The organism is Bradyrhizobium zhengyangense (assembly GCF_022012555.1).
GTDB classification, from domain to species: Bacteria; Pseudomonadota; Alphaproteobacteria; order Rhizobiales; family Xanthobacteraceae; genus Bradyrhizobium; species Bradyrhizobium zhengyangense.
The window spans coordinates 225,551-241,189 of sequence record NZ_JAKLTZ010000003.1 but is presented as its reverse complement, the minus strand read 5'-3'; the positions used below and the strand labels follow the sequence as shown (position 1 = coordinate 241,189).

The 15,639-nt window shown below is 64.0% G+C and carries 15 protein-coding genes and 1 tRNA gene; 5 read left to right on the top strand and 11 right to left on the bottom strand.

The annotated features are described in order from the left end of the window. Positions 1–37 precede the first annotated feature (37 nt). Entirely contained in the window at positions 38–1,111 is a 1,074-nt protein-coding gene (locus L6639_RS11685; protein WP_237861577.1) for an ABC transporter ATP-binding protein, read from the bottom strand. A gap of 271 nt (positions 1,112–1,382) precedes the next feature. On the opposite strand from L6639_RS11685, the gene L6639_RS11680 reads away from it, so the two are divergent. Continuing rightward, positions 1,383–2,387 carry a LacI family DNA-binding transcriptional regulator gene (locus tag L6639_RS11680; protein WP_237861576.1) on the top strand — a complete coding sequence of 335 codons (1,005 nt, stop codon included), beginning with the start codon at positions 1,383–1,385 and terminating at the stop codon, positions 2,385–2,387. A gap of 84 nt (positions 2,388–2,471) precedes the next feature. Here the strand turns inward: L6639_RS11680 and L6639_RS11675 are convergent. Together L6639_RS11675 and L6639_RS11670 are read right to left on the bottom strand one after the other, a co-directional pair. Then, a tRNA-Leu gene (locus L6639_RS11675) sits at positions 2,472–2,556 on the bottom strand. Between the two features lie 212 nt (positions 2,557–2,768). Next, positions 2,769–3,011, bottom strand: coding sequence for a FliM/FliN family flagellar motor switch protein (locus tag L6639_RS11670; RefSeq protein WP_011088012.1), 243 nt, complete (start codon positions 3,009–3,011; stop codon positions 2,769–2,771). An 83-nt stretch (positions 3,012–3,094) separates the two neighbouring features. Between L6639_RS11670 and lipB the strand changes: the two genes are divergently transcribed. Both lipB and L6639_RS11660 read left to right on the top strand, forming a co-directional pair. Beyond that, on the top strand, positions 3,095–3,832 hold the full coding sequence (gene lipB / locus L6639_RS11665; RefSeq protein WP_237861574.1) for a lipoyl(octanoyl) transferase LipB: 738 nt from the start codon (positions 3,095–3,097) through the stop codon (positions 3,830–3,832). A gap of 199 nt (positions 3,833–4,031) precedes the next feature. Then, entirely contained in the window at positions 4,032–4,745 is a 714-nt protein-coding gene (locus L6639_RS11660) for a DNA helicase (protein ID WP_237861572.1), read from the top strand. Between the two features lie 44 nt (positions 4,746–4,789). Here the strand turns inward: L6639_RS11660 and L6639_RS11655 are convergent, their stop codons facing one another. Further along, positions 4,790–5,212 carry a tautomerase family protein gene (locus L6639_RS11655; RefSeq protein ID WP_237861571.1) on the bottom strand — a complete coding sequence of 141 codons (423 nt, stop codon included), beginning with the start codon at positions 5,210–5,212 and terminating at the stop codon, positions 4,790–4,792. Positions 5,213–5,324: 112 nt separating this feature from the next. Here L6639_RS11655 and L6639_RS11650 point away from each other — a divergent pair, with 112 nt between their 5' ends. Next, on the top strand, positions 5,325–6,182 hold the full coding sequence (locus L6639_RS11650) for a LysR family transcriptional regulator (protein WP_237861569.1): 858 nt from the start codon (positions 5,325–5,327) through the stop codon (positions 6,180–6,182). Positions 6,183–6,597: 415 nt separating this feature from the next. On the opposite strand, the gene L6639_RS11645 is transcribed toward L6639_RS11650, so the two are convergent. Genes L6639_RS11645 through L6639_RS11635 form a run of 3 tightly spaced genes read right to left on the bottom strand, consistent with a single transcriptional unit; the run spans position 6,598 to position 9,270 of the window. Further along, positions 6,598–8,034 carry a TIGR01777 family oxidoreductase gene (locus L6639_RS11645; RefSeq protein WP_237861567.1) on the bottom strand — a complete coding sequence of 479 codons (1,437 nt, stop codon included), beginning with the start codon at positions 8,032–8,034 and terminating at the stop codon, positions 6,598–6,600. Next, on the bottom strand, positions 8,031–8,696 hold the full coding sequence (locus tag L6639_RS11640; RefSeq protein WP_237861566.1) for a DUF4166 domain-containing protein: 666 nt from the start codon (positions 8,694–8,696) through the stop codon (positions 8,031–8,033). The genes L6639_RS11645 and L6639_RS11640 overlap by 4 nt, the downstream gene beginning before the upstream one ends. 16 nt (positions 8,697–8,712) lie before the next feature. Further along, a complete protein-coding gene (locus L6639_RS11635; protein ID WP_237861565.1) occupies positions 8,713–9,270 on the bottom strand; it encodes a GbsR/MarR family transcriptional regulator in 558 nt (185 codons plus the stop codon). A 152-nt stretch (positions 9,271–9,422) separates the two neighbouring features. Here L6639_RS11635 and L6639_RS11630 point away from each other — a divergent pair, with 152 nt between their 5' ends. Continuing rightward, positions 9,423–10,943, top strand: a complete 1,521-nt coding sequence (locus L6639_RS11630; RefSeq protein WP_237861564.1) for a PAS domain-containing sensor histidine kinase — start codon at positions 9,423–9,425, stop codon at positions 10,941–10,943. Positions 10,944–10,983: 40 nt separating this feature from the next. On the opposite strand, the gene L6639_RS11625 is transcribed toward L6639_RS11630, so the two are convergent. From L6639_RS11625 to L6639_RS11610, 4 genes are all read right to left on the bottom strand, one after another. Continuing rightward, complete coding sequence (locus tag L6639_RS11625) at positions 10,984–11,283, bottom strand: acylphosphatase (RefSeq protein ID WP_237861563.1); 300 nt, start codon at positions 11,281–11,283, stop codon at positions 10,984–10,986. Beyond that, positions 11,280–12,146 carry an isocitrate lyase/PEP mutase family protein gene (locus L6639_RS11620; protein WP_237861562.1) on the bottom strand — a complete coding sequence of 289 codons (867 nt, stop codon included), beginning with the start codon at positions 12,144–12,146 and terminating at the stop codon, positions 11,280–11,282. The genes L6639_RS11625 and L6639_RS11620 overlap by 4 nt, the downstream gene beginning before the upstream one ends. A 157-nt stretch (positions 12,147–12,303) precedes the next feature. Then, entirely contained in the window at positions 12,304–14,319 is a 2,016-nt protein-coding gene (locus L6639_RS11615; protein WP_237861561.1) for an acetyl-CoA carboxylase biotin carboxylase subunit, read from the bottom strand. Between the two features lie 177 nt (positions 14,320–14,496). Then, positions 14,497–15,567, bottom strand: a complete 1,071-nt coding sequence (locus L6639_RS11610) for a zinc-binding metallopeptidase family protein (RefSeq protein WP_237861559.1) — start codon at positions 15,565–15,567, stop codon at positions 14,497–14,499. Positions 15,568–15,639 lie beyond the last annotated feature (72 nt).

Here is a 15,639-nt window from a genome sequence, read left to right as displayed (position 1 = left end):
TGACTGGCTTGCTGTTGGTGGTCTCGCTTCGCACTCTTTAATGCAAGGCGCGCTCCGTCTCCGGATCGAACAGGTGAATCTTCGCGGGGTCCAGCCCCAGCTTGATCGCCTCGCCGGCCTGCGGGCGCAACTCTGGCGGCAGCCGTGCCGTCAATGTCGCGCCGCCCACCGCAAAATGCACCAGCGTATCGGAACCCAGCGGCTCGACGACCTGAACCTGGCTGTTCAGGCCGACATCGGACGTCAGGGACGTGAAATGCTCGGGCCTGATGCCGACGATGAAATCACGCCCGTCGGCCGCCGAGAGTTTTGTGCCGGCGACGCCCGCAAGCGGCAGACGGTTGCCGTCGGCGAAATCGAGATAGCCTCGGGCGGCCCTGGCCTTCGCAAAATTCATGGACGGAGCGCCGACGAAGCCACCGACGAAAACGCTCGCCGGATGATTGTAGACTTGGTCGGGCGTTCCGATCTGTTCGATGTCGCCACCGCGCAGGATGACGATGCGATCGGCCAAGGTCATCGCCTCGACCTGGTCGTGGGTGACGTAGACGATGGTGGTCCCGATCGTCTGATGCAGCCGCTTGATCTCCGTACGCACCTGACCACGCAGTTTTGCGTCAAGATTGGAGAGCGGTTCATCGAACAGGAAGACCTGCGGCCGCCGAACGATGGCGCGGCCCATCGCGACCCGTTGACGTTGACCGCCGGAGAGCTGTCCCGGCCGCCGGTCGAGCAGATGGGAGATGCCGAGCATCTCCGCCGCGTCCCTGATCTTGGAGTCCGCGTCCGCCGCATTCGCGCCGCGCACCTTCAGGCTGAAGCCCATGTTCTCGCGAACCGTCTTGTGCGGGTAGAGCGCGTAGTCCTGGAAAACCATGGCAATGTCGCGCTCGCGCGGCGGCAGATCGTTGACGATGCGATCGCCGATCCGAATCTCGCCGCCGCTGATGCGTTCGAGGCCGGCGATCATGCGCAGCGTGGTCGACTTGCCGCAGCCGGACGGACCGACCAGGACGACAAACTCGCCATCCATGATCTCGAGGTCGATCGCCTTGACGACGCGAAGCGCGCCGTAGCTCTTCTCAAGCTTGCGCAGGCTGACCGAAGCCATGAGCCCTTATCTCCCGTCCCGACGGTTCTTGCAGCCGCGGTGATTGTTCATAGTAGCGCTGCGATTTTTAGAAATCAACGACAGAGCCATCTCAGCTCGATCCCGCGGATTAAGGCCGGAGCTTCGTCTTATCTTGTTGATTATAATAATGATATCGCTCGACGGGCACAATGCGGTTGTACCGCTTCAGGGCTTCAGCTACATAATAGCGCTATTATCTTGAGCCACGATGGCAATGGTCGCATCAAAGCCCCTACGCACCCGGCGCAAGATGCAACGGGTCACGATCATGGATGTGGCGGCGCGCGCAGAGCTGTCGCCCTCTACGGTGTCCCTCTATTTCAGAAAGCCAGATGCGGTCTCGGCGGCGGCGAGCGAGGCGATCGCACGCGCCATCGAAGCACTCGACTACGTGCCGAACCTGATGGCCGGTGGACTGGCAGCCGCCTCATCGCGCGTCGTGAGCATCATCGTGCCATCGGTCCGCAATGCGTTCTTCGCCGAGACCGTCACGGCCCTGCAGGACGAACTCGGCAAGCAGCGACTGCAGGTGATGCTCAGCCACACCGAGTACAAGGAGCACGACGAGGAGAATTTGGTCCGCACGGCACTGTCCTGGGCCCCTGCCGCAGTCGTCTTGACTGGCCTCTCTCACAGCGCTGCAACGCGCAGGCTGCTGCGCGACAGCAAGGTGCCTGTTGTCGAGATTTGGGAGCTTGGTTCCCCGACCATGGACATGGCGGTTGGTTTTCACCACGACCAGGTCGGTCATGCCGCTGCGTCGCACCTTCTTCAGCGCGGGCGCAAGCGATTGTTGTTTCTTGGCGCCCGCCTGCATGAGGATCGCCGCGCGGCTCGGCGCGCCCAAGGCTTCGTCGAAGCGGCGCGAAACGCACCTGACGTCACCGCAGAGATCATCCAGCACCCTGCACCAGCGAGCGCCGAAGTCGGCGCCATGCTGCTCGGCGAGGCCCTGCACCGCTTTCCGAACGTCGACGGGATCGCCTGCTCCAACGACCATATCGCCCTTGGCGTGATCTTCGAATGTCAGCGCTCTGGTGTTGCGATCCCCGAGCGCCTGTCGGTGATGGGCTTCGGCGATTTGAGCTTCAGCGCGGCCGCAAATCCGTCGTTGACGACGATCCGCCCGCCCGGCGACCTGATCGGGAAGGAAGCCGCGCGGCTGATCATCGCGCGGCTCGCGCACCCTGGTGCCGAACCGGAACAAGCCGTCATCGACACGCGCTTCACCCTGCTTCATCGGCAAAGCAGCTGATGATCGGAAAGAGGTCGCCTTTGCTGTAGGATCCCCAATCACCCGCATGGCGCCGTGCCGACGCCGCAAGTTCATATGGATTTATGGTGCGCTCGGAGGGACTCGAACCCCCACGGTGTTACCCACTGCCACCTCAAGGCAGCGCGTCTACCAGTTCCGCCACGAGCGCAAGAAGATACCGGCCTGAGGTCGTTTGGCTGGCCGGATCAGCGGCCGCCGATCTAACAAATCCATCAGGGGGATACAAGCCTGCAAAGGCCCAGAATTCCACAGGCTTGGCAGGAAAGTCTCATCCCCGCCCGGATCGGCCCTATCAAGTGTGTCGAAAGCCCTTGGCGGGTCGCCGGCTTCCCGCGTACCCCCTACCGCGTGCCCGGGGCGCTACCGCGTACCCGGCGTCCGGGGCAGCATCTGCTTGACCTCGACCGCGATCCGGTTGCGGTCGACCAGCACGACGCCGGAGGCGACAGGCAGATTGTTGGCGAGAACCTTGACCTCGTCGGCCTCGGTTGCGTCCAGCTCGATGATGGCGCCGCGGGAAAGACGTAATACTTGATGGATCGGCATGGTGGTCGTCCCGAGGACGACCATGAGATCCACGGTGACTTTATCGAGTGTGGGCACTGTCAGGACCGCCGCAACTGGAGACAACACACCAAGGGACTTGGCATTTGCGCCTGCAATCATCACCACGTTATGGTTAGCCAATGGTTAATTCGCCTCAAAACCCGCGCCAAGCGCTCGATTTGACGTCGTTTTCCGCCGCAGGCGGCTCCCCCGTCGAATGGCGAATCTCGGACGCGCCGGTACCCTATCCGGAGGCTGTGGCCGACATGGAGGCGCGGGTCGCCGCGATCGCAGCAGGCGAGGCACCGGAGCTGGTCTGGCTGCTTGAGCACCCCCCGCTCTACACCTCAGGGACATCAGGCAAGGAGACCGACCTGCTCGATCCCCGCTTCCCGACCTTCGCGACCGGACGCGGCGGCCAGCTCACCTATCACGGGCCCGGCCAGCGGGTGGCCTATATCATGCTCGACCTCAAGCGCCGCCGGCCGGACGTTCGCGCCTATGTCGCGAGCCTGGAGGAACTGATCCTGAAGACGCTCGCCGCCTTCAACGTCCGCGGCGAGCGGCGCGAGGACCGGGTCGGCGTCTGGGTGAAGCGCCCGGACAAGGGCGAGGGGCGCGAGGACAAGATCGCGGCGATCGGCGTGCGGCTGAAGCGCTGGGTCTCGTTCCACGGCATCGCCATCAATGTCGAGCCGGAGCTGGAGCACTTTGCAGGCATCGTCCCCTGCGGTGTGGCTGATCCCCGCTACGGCGTCACCTCGCTGGTCGATCTCGGTCAGCTCGTGACCATGGAAGACGTCGACATCGCGCTCCGGCAGGCCTTCGAGGAGCTGTTCGGGCCGACCCGCGCGCTGCTGCCGGAAGCCACCGCCTGACCCTTTCCTGTTGGCGACACGCCGTGCGCGTTCTCCAGCTGAGTGGAATCGGTTACGCTTGGCTCAGGTGCCGCCCACGCCTCCCCCCTCCGCCGGGAAAGTACAGATCATGCCGGGCGACTAAGCCAACGGACCGACTGTTCGAGCATCGGGCATAAGGAGGGATTGCGCTTTCTGCTCGCATCAGGAGGTTCTGACGATGAAGCTGTCTGCACCGATCTATCATCTCAAGCGAAAAGCAAAGCGCCTGTCCCGCGAGGAAGGTATTCCGCTGCACGACGCGCTCGACCGCGTCGCCACAACGGAAGGGTTTTCCGCCTGGAGCTTGCTCGCCGCGAAAGCTGCGGCAATAACGCCGGCCATCAGGCTGTTTCCGCAGCTCCAACCGGGCGACCTGGTGCTGGTCGGCGCCCGCCCCGGTCAGGGCAAGACGCTGATGAGCCTCGAACTCGCCGTGGAGGCCATGAAGTGCGGCCATCGCGCCGCGTTCTTCTCGCTCGAATATGCCGAGAGAGACGTGCTGGACCGCATGCGCGCGATCGGCGTGGAGCCCACGCAATTCCGTGAGCTCTTTGAGGTCGATTGCTCCGATGCCATCAGTGCCGATTATGTCGTGAAGCAGATGGCCGCGGCACCGCGTGGCACGGTCGTGGTGGTCGATTATCTGCAACTGCTGGACCAGCGGCGGGAAAACCCTGATCTCACCGTCCAGGTGCGCGCGCTGAAATCCTTTGCACGCGACAAGGGGCTGATCGTCGTCTTCATCTCGCAGATCGATCGGTCCTATGACCCGATGGTCAAACCCTGCCCTGACATCAACGATGTCAGGCTGCCGAACCCGCTGGACTTGAGGCTGTTCGACAAGACCTGCTTCATCAACAACGCCGAGGTTGAGTTCCGGGCAGCAAGCTGACCAACGAGCCGCGGGTGAGATGGCTCACCCGCGGCTCAATGCCCTCACGCCGCCTTCAGCGACACATCGAGCTTGCCGGCAATGTAGCGCCGCTCCTGGGTCAGGCCGCCGAAGCCGTAGGCGTCGCCCTTGACCTCGTCGACATGCAAGTACGTCTCAGGATGCAGCGGCCCCAAAATCTCGGCCATGCGCTTGAACATCGCGGCGAGATAGGCCGCCTTCTCGTCCTTGGTGTTGGTGCCCTCGGTGATATGGATGTCGATCCAGTAGCTGGCCAGCTTTTGGTCTGCGAGCGACCTGCCGCCGGCGAACCAGTCGTCCGCGTCCACGGACTTCACGATGATGGCGGTGACCTTTGGATCCTTGTGCAGGATTTTCGCGGTGAGCTCGGACACGGCGCCTGCGATGTCGGCCTTCAGCGAGGGTGACTGACGGGAGGTGGTGTAGGACACGGTGATCAGGGGCATTGTCGTTCTCCTCAAGATGCCAGCGCTGTTTGCGCGGCGTTGGGGAAAAGCTAGACCTTCCCGCATCATTTTGGTATCTTATCTCATAAGATATCAGTGATAATCATTCATAATGACAGCCACGATCGACATCGCCACCGTCCAAGCCTTTCTGCTGGTCGCCGACCTCCAGAGCTTTACCCGTGCCGCCGAAGCGCTCGGCACGACCCAGGCTGCTGTCAGCCTCAAGCTGCAACGGCTCGAGACCTTGCTGGGTAAACGTCTCGTCGAGCGTTCGCCGCGCGCGGTCCGGCTCACGGCCGAAGGCGCGAACTTCCTTGATCGCGCCCGCGCGCTGATGGCGGCACACGACCGCGCGCTGTCGGGCGAGGCACCGGCCGCGCAATCGCTCTCCCTCGGCATCTCCGATCATGCCGCAGGCCCCGAGCTGGTGCCCTTACTCGAACGGCTGCATGCGATGTCGTCAAACCTCACCCTCGCCGTCACCATCGGCTTCTCGCGCGAGATGCAGGATGCCTATGACGCGGGCGAGCTCGATGCGGTGATCGTGCGCCAGGAAGGCAGCCGCCGCGGCGGCGAGAAGCTGACCGAGGATGAGTATGGCTGGTTCGCGTCCCGACGCTTCATGCTGCCGAAGGGCGAGCCGTTGCCGCTCGCAACGCTCGCTCCGCCCTGCGGCGTCCGGGCGATCGCAGTGCGCGCGCTCGACAAGACCGGCACCGCCTGGCGCGAGCGTTTCGTCGGCGGCGGCGTGACAGCGGTGGTCGCGGCCGCGCTGGCCGGTCTTGCGATTGCACCGCTGGCGCGGCGGATTGCTCCGGCCGGACTGATCGACATCGGGCCTGCGCACAAGCTGCCGAAACTCGGCAGCTCGAAGGTGATGCTGCATTCGAAGGTCAGCGATCCCGCCAAACTCGCGGCGCTGCGCGCGGTGGCGGCGACGTTCCGGAGCGCGGCAGGAGCTAACTAGCGCCCGCGTCCCTTCCCGCAGTAGACCAATAGGCGACCCCGGCCAGACATCCGGCCAACGCAAACAGCGCATCCATCTCAACGAGAGTCCCGAAGATGCCGTTCGCAATCAAGGCGCCCATCGCAGCGCCGGCGGCCGCGTAGAATAGCACTGAGCGAACTCGAAATGACTCACCGAGCCATATCACAAGCGCTGATGGCATCCCGCTCAGCAGGCAGGTGAGGATCAATGCGATTGGTAAGGCAAACAAGACCGGGGCGACAATAGGAGCTAATCCATCGGGAAAGCCTCGATCTGGAAGAGACAGAATTGTGGCGAGAAACGACAACACTCCCAATGTCGCAGTTGCCGCCAGGCATCCGCGAAACCAGCCGTTAAGAGCACGAGGACATGCGGCGCAAGCCATGACATCACCTCACAATATCGACTCGAATGCGCTACGCAGCGTCTCATGCCGGAACACAAAGCCGCGGCTCAGCGCCTTGTTCGGCAGCACGCGCTGACCGCCGAGCAGCAGCTCGTCGGCAAACCCGCCGCCGATCCGGCGGAGCAGACCGCCAGGAATGCGGAACACCGCAGGTCGATGCAGGCGGCGACCGAGCTCCTCCGTGAATTTTGCGTTGGTGACCGGGATTGGCGCCGTCGCGTTGACGGGCCCGACGAGATCCGGCGTCGCCATTACATAGGCGATCAGGCGAATGAGATCGTCGCGCTCGATCCAGGACATCCATTGCCGCCCGGTGCCGAGGGGACCGCCGAGCCCGAACTCGAACGGTGTCAGCATGCGCGTGATGAAGCCGCCTTCCGTGCCGAGAACAAGGCCGATGCGCAGATTGACGACGCGGACGCCAAGCTCCGCGGCCGGCCGCGCCGCTTTCTCCCAGGCCGCGCACAGCTCGTGGCTAAAGCAGGCGTGAGACTTTGCGGACTCGGTCAGCACCTGATCCGCCCACAGGCCATACCAGCCGATCGCGGAGCCGCTGACGAGCACCTCCGGCTTGCGTTCGAGCCGCGCGATCAGCTTGACGACCTCGCCGGTCATATCGACGCGCGAGCCGATGATCTTTGCGCGCTTGGCCTCGGTCCACAGGCCGTTGCCGATCGGCTCGCCGGCGAGATTGACGATCGCGTCGATATGCGTGTCGGCTGTGAGCTGATCGAGGCCAGTGATCAGCGTCACCGGCGGCGGCAGTATCTCGGCTTTGGCTGGGTTGCGGATCAGCGCGATGACGTGGTGCCCTGCTCCGCTGAGGCTTGCCGCAAGGCGGCTGCCGATGAAGCCGGTGGCGCCTGTTATCAATACGGTCTTGCGGCCAGGCAGCTTTTCGACGAGATCGTCCGCGGGAACGCTTCGCATGCGGCCAAGCCGGCGCATCGCGGCAAAATCCCTGAGACCGCAGAGCGCCGCGCCGACCGCGCAGGCGGTCGCGGCGATGCTGAGCAGGCCCTGATTCACGACCGCTACACCGATGGGCTGCATCGCCCAGCCGATCAGCACCGGCAACAGCAGCACCAGGATGGCGCCGTAATTGATCGCGAGCAACGTGTGATTGATCCGCTCGCTCGGCGGCAGCTTGCGGCTCAAATCCTCCTCGACGAAATCCATCAGCGTGATGACGATCTCGGCAACCAGCACGGCGACGATCAGCAGCGCCAGCACGCCATAGGCCTCGAGCCAGCCGAGTATGAGGAACAGCAGCGCATAAAACATGTTGCGGATGCCGTGCAGCTTCAGCTCGAAGCGCTGCGACGGACGCCAGGCGAGGCGCTCGGTGAACTCGTGGTGATAAAAGGTGTCGAATACGCCCATCACGATCTGGATGGCTATGAGCGTCCACAACAGCGCCGTCATGATACGGCCTCCCTGAACAACGCAGACTGGTGGATCAGCGCGCCGTAACGCGGATGAATGACATCGAGGGTGAAGCGGAAGGCGCCCTCGCCGAGATCGCTGTGCGTCACGGTGAGGTCACCCGGCGTGAGCCATTGCGGCAGCGGGATCCAGAGGCGCCCGAGCTGCAGGCCGTAGCCTGCACTGCGGAAGGTCAGCGCCTCGCCTTCGACGGCGATGCGCAGGGCCATGGAGACGCCGAAGCCAACATATTCCTCCAGCCTGGTCGGGCCGGCGAAACGCTTGGCCGAATGGATCACCTGTGGAAAGCCGCGCTTGCGCGCGCAGATGCGGGTCCAGGTCTGACCGCCTGTCACACCGTCCTCGGTGACAGTCACGATCATCGGCACGCCGGTGTCACGCCCCGTGGGAAGTGGCCCGCCGATCAGGCGCGCGGCTTGCGCAAACCACCAGCCGATGTCGCTGAAGACGACCTCGTCGACCACGCCGACATAGACCACGCTGTCGCCATCGGCGACGCGTTTTGAAAAACGCCGCCAGGTTGCAAGCGGCAATCGGCCCCAATCCTCGTCCGACAGTAGCGAACGGAAGCGGCGGTCATCGAGCAGTTTGATGTGAGCGGAAGTTGGTGCGTTGGAGCCTGATAATCTTGCCGACGTCATCGCACCCTCCTCACACCTATTTGGCCTTGCCCAGCGGCAGCAGGTTGGCGATCTTCTCGCCAAGCCGCATCAAGGCGACCACCCGTGGCCGGGGCACTTTCAGCATCTGCATGAACCAGTGGTCGGCGAGCTCGGTGAAGGCGAGCATCTCCTTCAGCCGTTTGCTCGCGACCGGATTGATGGTCGGATCGTCGGCCGCATCGGTCACGCAGGCCCGCAGCGCAGTGATCGCAGGATCGAGCTCGCGCTCCTTGCGTCGCGCCGCAATGCGGGCTGCGACCTCCCAGATGTCGGTCTCCGCCTCGTAGTGATCGCGGCGATCGCCGAGGATCGGCACGCGCCGGATCAGGTTCCAGGCGAGCAGCTCCTTCAGCGAATTGGAGACGTTGGACCTGGCCATGCCGAGCGTGTCGGCGATGTCCTCCGCCGTCATCGGCGCCTCGGCGAGATAGAGCAGCCCGTGGATCTGGCTGACCGAGCGGTTGACACCCCACTGATCGCCCATGTCGCCCCAATGCAGGATGAAGCGCTCAACCGCGGCGGGGAGTTTCTTCTTTCCGGATATTTCTGTCATAACAGAAATATCTGACATGTGCGATTGCGTGTCAAGTGCCGTTGGAAGCCTTGCCTCCTGCATACCGTCCGCAATATTTGCCTAAAAACGTCCCAGAAAGCGGGAACCAAACGCCCTTCAGGACGTTTGCCCCCGTCGAGGCGGGGTCCGTAATGGTCAAAAAATCCAGTCAACAGAGAGACTTGTTCGAAAGCGAACGGAGTTTCCGGCTGTTGGTTGAAGGAGTCGCGGACTACGCGCTCTACATGCTCGATCCCAACGGGATCATCACGAGCTGGAACATCGGCGGCGAGCGGATCAAGGGCTACTCGCCCGACGAGATTCTCGGCCAGCATTTCTCGCGCTTCTATACCGAGACCGATCGGGCCAAGGGCAGGCCCGCCCGTGCGCTCGGCATCGCGCGCGACCAGGGCCGCTATGAGGAGGAAGGCTGGCGCGTCCGCAAGGATGGCACCTTCTTCTGGGCCAGCGTGGTGATCGACCCGATCTATGAGGACGGAACCCTGGTCGGCTTCGCCAAGATCACGCGCGACATCACTGAGCGCCGCAACACGCAGCTGAAGCTCGACGCGATGCAGACGCAGCTCGCGGAGTCGCAGAAGTTCGATGCGCTCGGCCAGCTCACCGGCGGCGTCGCACACGACTTCAACAATCTCTTGATGATCATCACCGGCAGCCTTCACATCCTCAAGAAGGGCGATCCCGACGATTCCAGGTTCCAGCGGGCAATCTCGGCGATCGAGACCGCCGCCAAGCGCGGCGCCGCGCTGACGGGCCAACTCCTGACCTTCGCGCGGCGGCAGAGCGTCAATCCGCAGGCGATCCGTCTGGCTGACCGCATCGAGGCGATCCGCGAAGTGCTTTACGCCGGCGTCGGCAGCGCCGTTCGCCTGGCCTTCGACATCGAGCGCGACGTCTGGCCGGTCAAGGCCGACGTCTCGGAGTTCGAGACGGGGCTGCTCAATCTCGTCATCAACGCGCGCGATGCTATGCCCGACGGCGGCACAGTGACGATCGGCGCGCACAACATCATCCTCGACGATCCGCTCCATAGCGGCGAATACGTCGCCATCACCGTCGCCGATACCGGGCTCGGCATCCCTTCCGACGTCGTCGACAAGATCTTCGAGCCGTTCTTCACGACGAAGCCGGTCGGAAAGGGCACTGGCCTCGGCCTGTCACAGGTGCACGGCTTCGCGCATCAGGCCGGCGGCACGATCAAGGTCGCAAGCGAGCTCGGCAAGGGCACGACCTTCACCATCCTGCTGCCGCGCGAAACTGGGACCGCACCGAGCCAAACGCCCGAGGTGGCGCCAGCGCGCGGCAGCGGCACGGTGCTGCTGGTCGAGGACAACCCAGATGTCGCCAACGTCAGCATCGGACTGCTGGAGCAGCTCGGCTACAGCGTGCGCCGCGTTTCGGATGCCGAGTCCGCGCTACGCGAGCTCGAGAAAAACGGCGTCGACTTCGTCTTCTCCGACATCGTCATGCCCGGCAAGATGGACGGACTCGGCCTTGCCCATCTCCTGCGCCAAACGCGCCCAGATCTGCCAATCCTGCTCGCCAGCGGCTACAGCGAAGCCGCCGCTGGCGTCCGCGGCGACTTCCCGATCCTGCGCAAGCCGTATGAGATCCACGAACTGAGCGAGGCGATCTCGAAGCTGCCGCGGTGATGGCTCACCTCCCCGAAGGAAGTGAAAACCGCAGGCTCACCTACACCGTCGGCAAAACCGAGAATGCTTCCCCTGCCCGGCGCAGGTTCAGCTCATCGACGCTGGCCGTCTCGCTGGTCACGCTGTCCACGCGCGATGACGGCGGGCCGTGGCGGCACAGCGCGACCATGTCGGCAACATGCTTCGGCGCCCCCGCGAACAGCGCCTCGACGCTGCCGTCGCGGCGATTGCGGACCCAGCCTTCGAGGCCGCTCGCGCTGGCCTGATATTCGACCCAGGCCCGATAGCCCACGCCCTGAACGCGCCCACGGATCATCACCTGGAGGATCGCCCGGCTCATTTTTTCAGCCCAAGAAGATCGGCGCTGCGCGCTTTGACCTCGGCCTCCCGCATGATGCGATTGGTCAGCTCCGCCGATGGCAATCCCTTCAGCGCCTTCGGCGATGTGCCCTCGCGCAACGCCTTCTGGACGTCGTAGACGGCCTGCGTGGCGGCTGCGATCGGCGCGTGGCCCTGAAGCGCGATGCGCACGCGCTGGCTGGTGAGATAATCGATCGCGCTCAATTCGTCGGGCGCGCCACCGAGCACGATCGGAAGACGCGTCGCGGCCACGACGGCTTCGAGCTCCGCGCGCGACCTGATACCGGTGAAGAACAGCGCATCGACGCCAACAGCTTCATAGGCCCTCGCGCGGCGGATGGCATCCTCGATCGAGCTCATCGAGGCAGCTCCGGTTCGCCCCATGATGACCAGCGAGGAATCGCCGCGCGCATCGAGCGCCGCCTTCATCTTGCCGAGGCCCTCCTCCAGCGAGATCAGCTGCGTCTTGGCTTCGCCAAAGGCCGCCGGCAACAGCGTGTCCTCGATGGTGAGGCCGGCGGCGCCCGCCGTCTCCAGCTCCTGCACCGTGCGGCGCACGTTGAGCGCATTGCCATAGCCGTGATCGGCATCGACCAGCACCGGCAGGCTTGCGGCGCGCGACATCCGCCTCATCTGCTCGGCAAGCTCGGTGAGTGTAATCAGTGTGACATCGGGATCGCCGAGCACAGCGAGCGAGGCGACCGAGCCGCCGAACATGCCGAGCGGAAAGCCAAGATCCTCGGCAATGCGGATCGAGATCGCGTCATAGACCGAGCCGGGATGGACGCAAGCCGAGCCCGACAGGATGGAGCGCAATTTCTCGCGGCGAGAACGAAAGGCCATAGTGCCCTCTCAATTGTTGCGACGCAGCCGCAACATACTCCGTCATTGCGAGCGCTGCGAAGCAATCCAGAGTCTTTCCGCGGAGGCAGTCTGGATTGCTTCGCTGCGCTCGCACTGACGGCATTGGTGGGGCCCGCTAAGGGCCTCACTCACACCCTTACGCAAACTCCAAAATCAGCGCGTCCACCGCGAGCGTCGCGCCGGCGCTGGCGTGGATCTTCTTCACGGTGCCGTCCTGCTCGGCACGCAGCACGTTTTGCATCTTCATGGCTTCGACCACGGCCAGCGTCTCGCCGGCCTTGACCTCCTGCCCTTCGGTCACCGCGATCGAGACGATCAGGCCCGGCATCGGACAGAGCAGCTTCTTACCGGTGTCGGAGGCGGTCGTCACCGGCATCAACCTTGCCGAGGCCGCTTCCGCTTCGGTCCAGACATAGACCGGCACCTCGACGCCCTGATGCGCGAGGCGGATGCCGTTCGGAATCGGCCGAGTTTGCACCGCGACGAAGTGACCGTCGATAGTGCCCTGCCAGACCGGGTCGCCCGGCTTCCACGACGACTGCAACAGATGCGCCTTGCCGGCCTTGCCGTCAGCATCGACGAAGCGGATCGCGATCGCATCGCCCTCGCGGGCAACCTCGAGCGGGATCTCCTGGCGGTCGAGCCAGACCGCGCGGCGGCGCTCGCGCTGCACGACACGCCCGCCCAGTTGCCCCGAGATCTGCCGCTTGCGCTCACCCAGCACGTGATCGATGGCGGCGCCTACCGCGGCGATGCGACGCGCAACCTCGCCCTCGGGCACGCGCACGGAAAAGCCCTTGGGGAATTCTTCTGCGATGAAGCCGGTCGACAGATTGCCTTCGCGCCAGCGCGGATGATGCATCAGCGCAGACAGGAACGGGATGTTGTGCCTGATGCCGTCGACATAGAATGAGTCGAGGGCGGTCGCCTGCGCCTCGATCGCGGCCGCGCGCGACGGCGCATGGGTGACGAGCTTTGCGATCATCGGATCGTAATAGATCGAGATCTCACCGCCTTCCTGCACGCCGGTGTCGTTGCGCACGGTGATGCCGTCCTTGCTCACTTCCGTCGGCGGGCGATACTTCACCAGGCGGCCGATCGAGGGCAGGAAGTTGCGGAACGGGTCTTCGGCGTAGAGGCGCGATTCCACCGCCCAACCCGTGAGCGTGACGTCCTTCTGCGTCAACGCGAGCTTCTCGCCGGCGGCGACGCGGATCATCTGCTCGACGAGGTCGACGCCGGTGACGAGCTCGGTAACGGGATGCTCGACCTGGAGACGCGTATTCATTTCCAGGAAGTAGAAGCTCTTGTCTTGCCCTGCGACGAACTCGACGGTGCCGGCGGAATCATAGTTCACGGCCTTCGCCAGTGCGACCGCCTGCTCGCCCATCTTGCGGCGGGTGGCCTCGTCGAGCAGCGGCGACGGCGCTTCCTCGATAACCTTCTGGTTGCGGCGCTGGATCGAGCATTCGCGCTCGCCGAGATAGATGACGTTGCCGTGCTTGTCGCCCAACACCTGGATCTCGATATGGCGGGGATCGACGATGAACTTTTCAACGAAGACGCGGTCGTCGCCGAACGAGGCTTTGGCTTCGGCCTTGGCGAGATTGAAGCCCTCGGCAACCTCGGCCTTGGAATGGGCAATGCGCATGCCCTTGCCGCCTCCGCCGGCGGAGGCCTTGATCATCACGGGGTAACCGATCTCGTCGGCGATGCGGACCGCATGCTTGTCGTCCTCGATCACGCCGAGATAGCCAGGCACGGTCGAGACCTTGGCTTTGGCGGCCGCCTTCTTGGATTCGATCTTGTCGCCCATTGCGGCGATCGCGCCGGGGTTCGGGCCGATGAAGACGATGCCGGCCGCTTCCAGCGCCCGCGGAAACGCCTCTCGCTCGGACAGGAAGCCGTAGCCGGGATGCACGGCCTCGGCGCCGGTCTTTTTGCATGCCTCGACGATCTTCTCGATCACCAGATAGCTCTCGGCCGCGGCCGGCGGGCCGATCAACACGGCCTCGTCGGCCATCTCGACATGGACGGCGTCGCGGTCGGCCTCGGAATAGACGGCAACCGTCTGAATTCCCATCTTGCGGGCGGTCTTGATGACCCTGCAGGCGATTTCGCCGCGGTTAGCGATCAGGATGCGTTTGAACATGATTTTCTTGAGCTTCGTCCCCTGGGCGGGACCCTACCCCACGCCTTGGCGGGCCGGTGGGACGGGGCCGTATCCTGTCGTGGTACAGCAAAATTGGCCGGAGGCAACGGGCAAAATCCAGCCCGCTCTGGCGTACCAGCGCAAGACCGGCACGGGCCTGGCGAGCCCCTGGCCGCCCTATGGCTTCCCGGCTTTGGCCACGTTGCGGACCAGGCTGTGAATAAAGCCGAGCTTGGCGACCACGGCCGGCGACAGGATGAAGGGATAGAGGTCGCGCAGGCCCATGGCGCGGTTGACGCTGTTCATGGCGAAGGTGAAGGGCAGCCATGCGTCGACGATCGCCTCGACGCCTTTAGCCTCATAAGGATTGAAACGGATCCGCGTCGACAACTCCCCGTCGCGGTCGACCTTGGGGCGCACCTCCATGCCGAACTCGCCAGCCATCTCCAGCGTATCGACGATGTGAAGGTAGTGCGCCCAAGTCTCAGCGAAATCTTCCCACGGGTGCATCGTCGCATAGGCCGAGACATAGTTCTGCTGCCAATCCGGCGGCGGCCCTTCGGCATAGTGCCGCTGCAGGGCCTCACCGTAATCGGCGGAATCGTCGCCGAATACGGCACGGCATTCGTCCAGTCTGCCGCCCTCGCGCACCAGCACGTCCCAGAAATAGTGCCCGACTTCGTGGCGGAAATGCCCGAGCAGCGTGCGGTACGGCTCGCCCATCTCCAGCCTGCGCCGCTCGCGCTCGATGGTATCAGTCTCGGTGAGCGCGATCGTAATCAGGCCATTGTCATGGCCGGTCATGATCCTTTGCCCGGTGTTGGGATCATCGGCGAGGAAATTGAAGATCAGGCCGTGCTCGGGATTGTCCTGCCGGGTCTGAAGCGGCAGATTCCAGCGGACCAGCGAATAAAACAGCCGGTGTTTTGCCACCTCCAGCTCGCGCCAGCCGGCGAGCTGCGCGGGGTCTGAGAGATCAGGCACGATGCCGTTATGGCGGCAGGCACGGCAATAGCCGGTGGAATCGCCTGCATCGGTCAGCCAGTTGCAGGCATCGTAATCGGCATTGCGGCAGAGCATCCGGCGTTCGCCCTTGTCCGCAAGCGTCTTCCAACCCTCCCCGTCAGGCTCGATCGCTGGCATCGTCTCCTTGTCCGGCAGGAAGGCGACCCGGTGGCCGCAGCGTTCGCAGGCTCGGTTCTCGAAATAGAGAACGTTGCCGCAATCCTGGCAAACAAAGAGCTTCAAGATTGAGCCTCTTGGGAAAGGGTGTCTTACTGATATCAAATGTGGCGCCACGCACATACGCGCGCAGACCGC

Bases quoted from the DNA above. Each gene is read 5' to 3' on its own strand.
- lipB (WP_237861574.1), top strand. From the start codon at position 3,095: ATGGTTAATTCGCCTCAAAACCCGCGCCAAGCGCTCGATTTGACGTCG.
- L6639_RS11620 (WP_237861562.1), bottom strand. From the start codon at position 12,146: ATGGCCTTTCGTTCTCGCCGCGAGAAATTGCGCTCCATCCTGTCGGGC.
- L6639_RS11630 (WP_237861564.1), top strand. From the start codon at position 9,423: ATGGTCAAAAAATCCAGTCAACAGAGAGACTTGTTCGAAAGCGAACGG.
- L6639_RS11635 (WP_237861565.1), bottom strand. From the start codon at position 9,270: ATGACAGAAATATCCGGAAAGAAGAAACTCCCCGCCGCGGTTGAGCGC.
- L6639_RS11660 (WP_237861572.1), top strand. From the start codon at position 4,032: ATGAAGCTGTCTGCACCGATCTATCATCTCAAGCGAAAAGCAAAGCGC.
- L6639_RS11625 (WP_237861563.1), bottom strand. From the start codon at position 11,283: ATGAGCCGGGCGATCCTCCAGGTGATGATCCGTGGGCGCGTTCAGGGC.
- L6639_RS11615 (WP_237861561.1), bottom strand. From the start codon at position 14,319: ATGTTCAAACGCATCCTGATCGCTAACCGCGGCGAAATCGCCTGCAGG.
- L6639_RS11645 (WP_237861567.1), bottom strand. From the start codon at position 8,034: ATGACGGCGCTGTTGTGGACGCTCATAGCCATCCAGATCGTGATGGGC.
- L6639_RS11685 (WP_237861577.1), bottom strand. From the start codon at position 1,111: ATGGCTTCGGTCAGCCTGCGCAAGCTTGAGAAGAGCTACGGCGCGCTT.
- L6639_RS11640 (WP_237861566.1), bottom strand. From the start codon at position 8,696: ATGACGTCGGCAAGATTATCAGGCTCCAACGCACCAACTTCCGCTCAC.
- L6639_RS11655 (WP_237861571.1), bottom strand. From the start codon at position 5,212: ATGCCCCTGATCACCGTGTCCTACACCACCTCCCGTCAGTCACCCTCG.
- L6639_RS11680 (WP_237861576.1), top strand. From the start codon at position 1,383: ATGCAACGGGTCACGATCATGGATGTGGCGGCGCGCGCAGAGCTGTCG.
- L6639_RS11650 (WP_237861569.1), top strand. From the start codon at position 5,325: ATGACAGCCACGATCGACATCGCCACCGTCCAAGCCTTTCTGCTGGTC.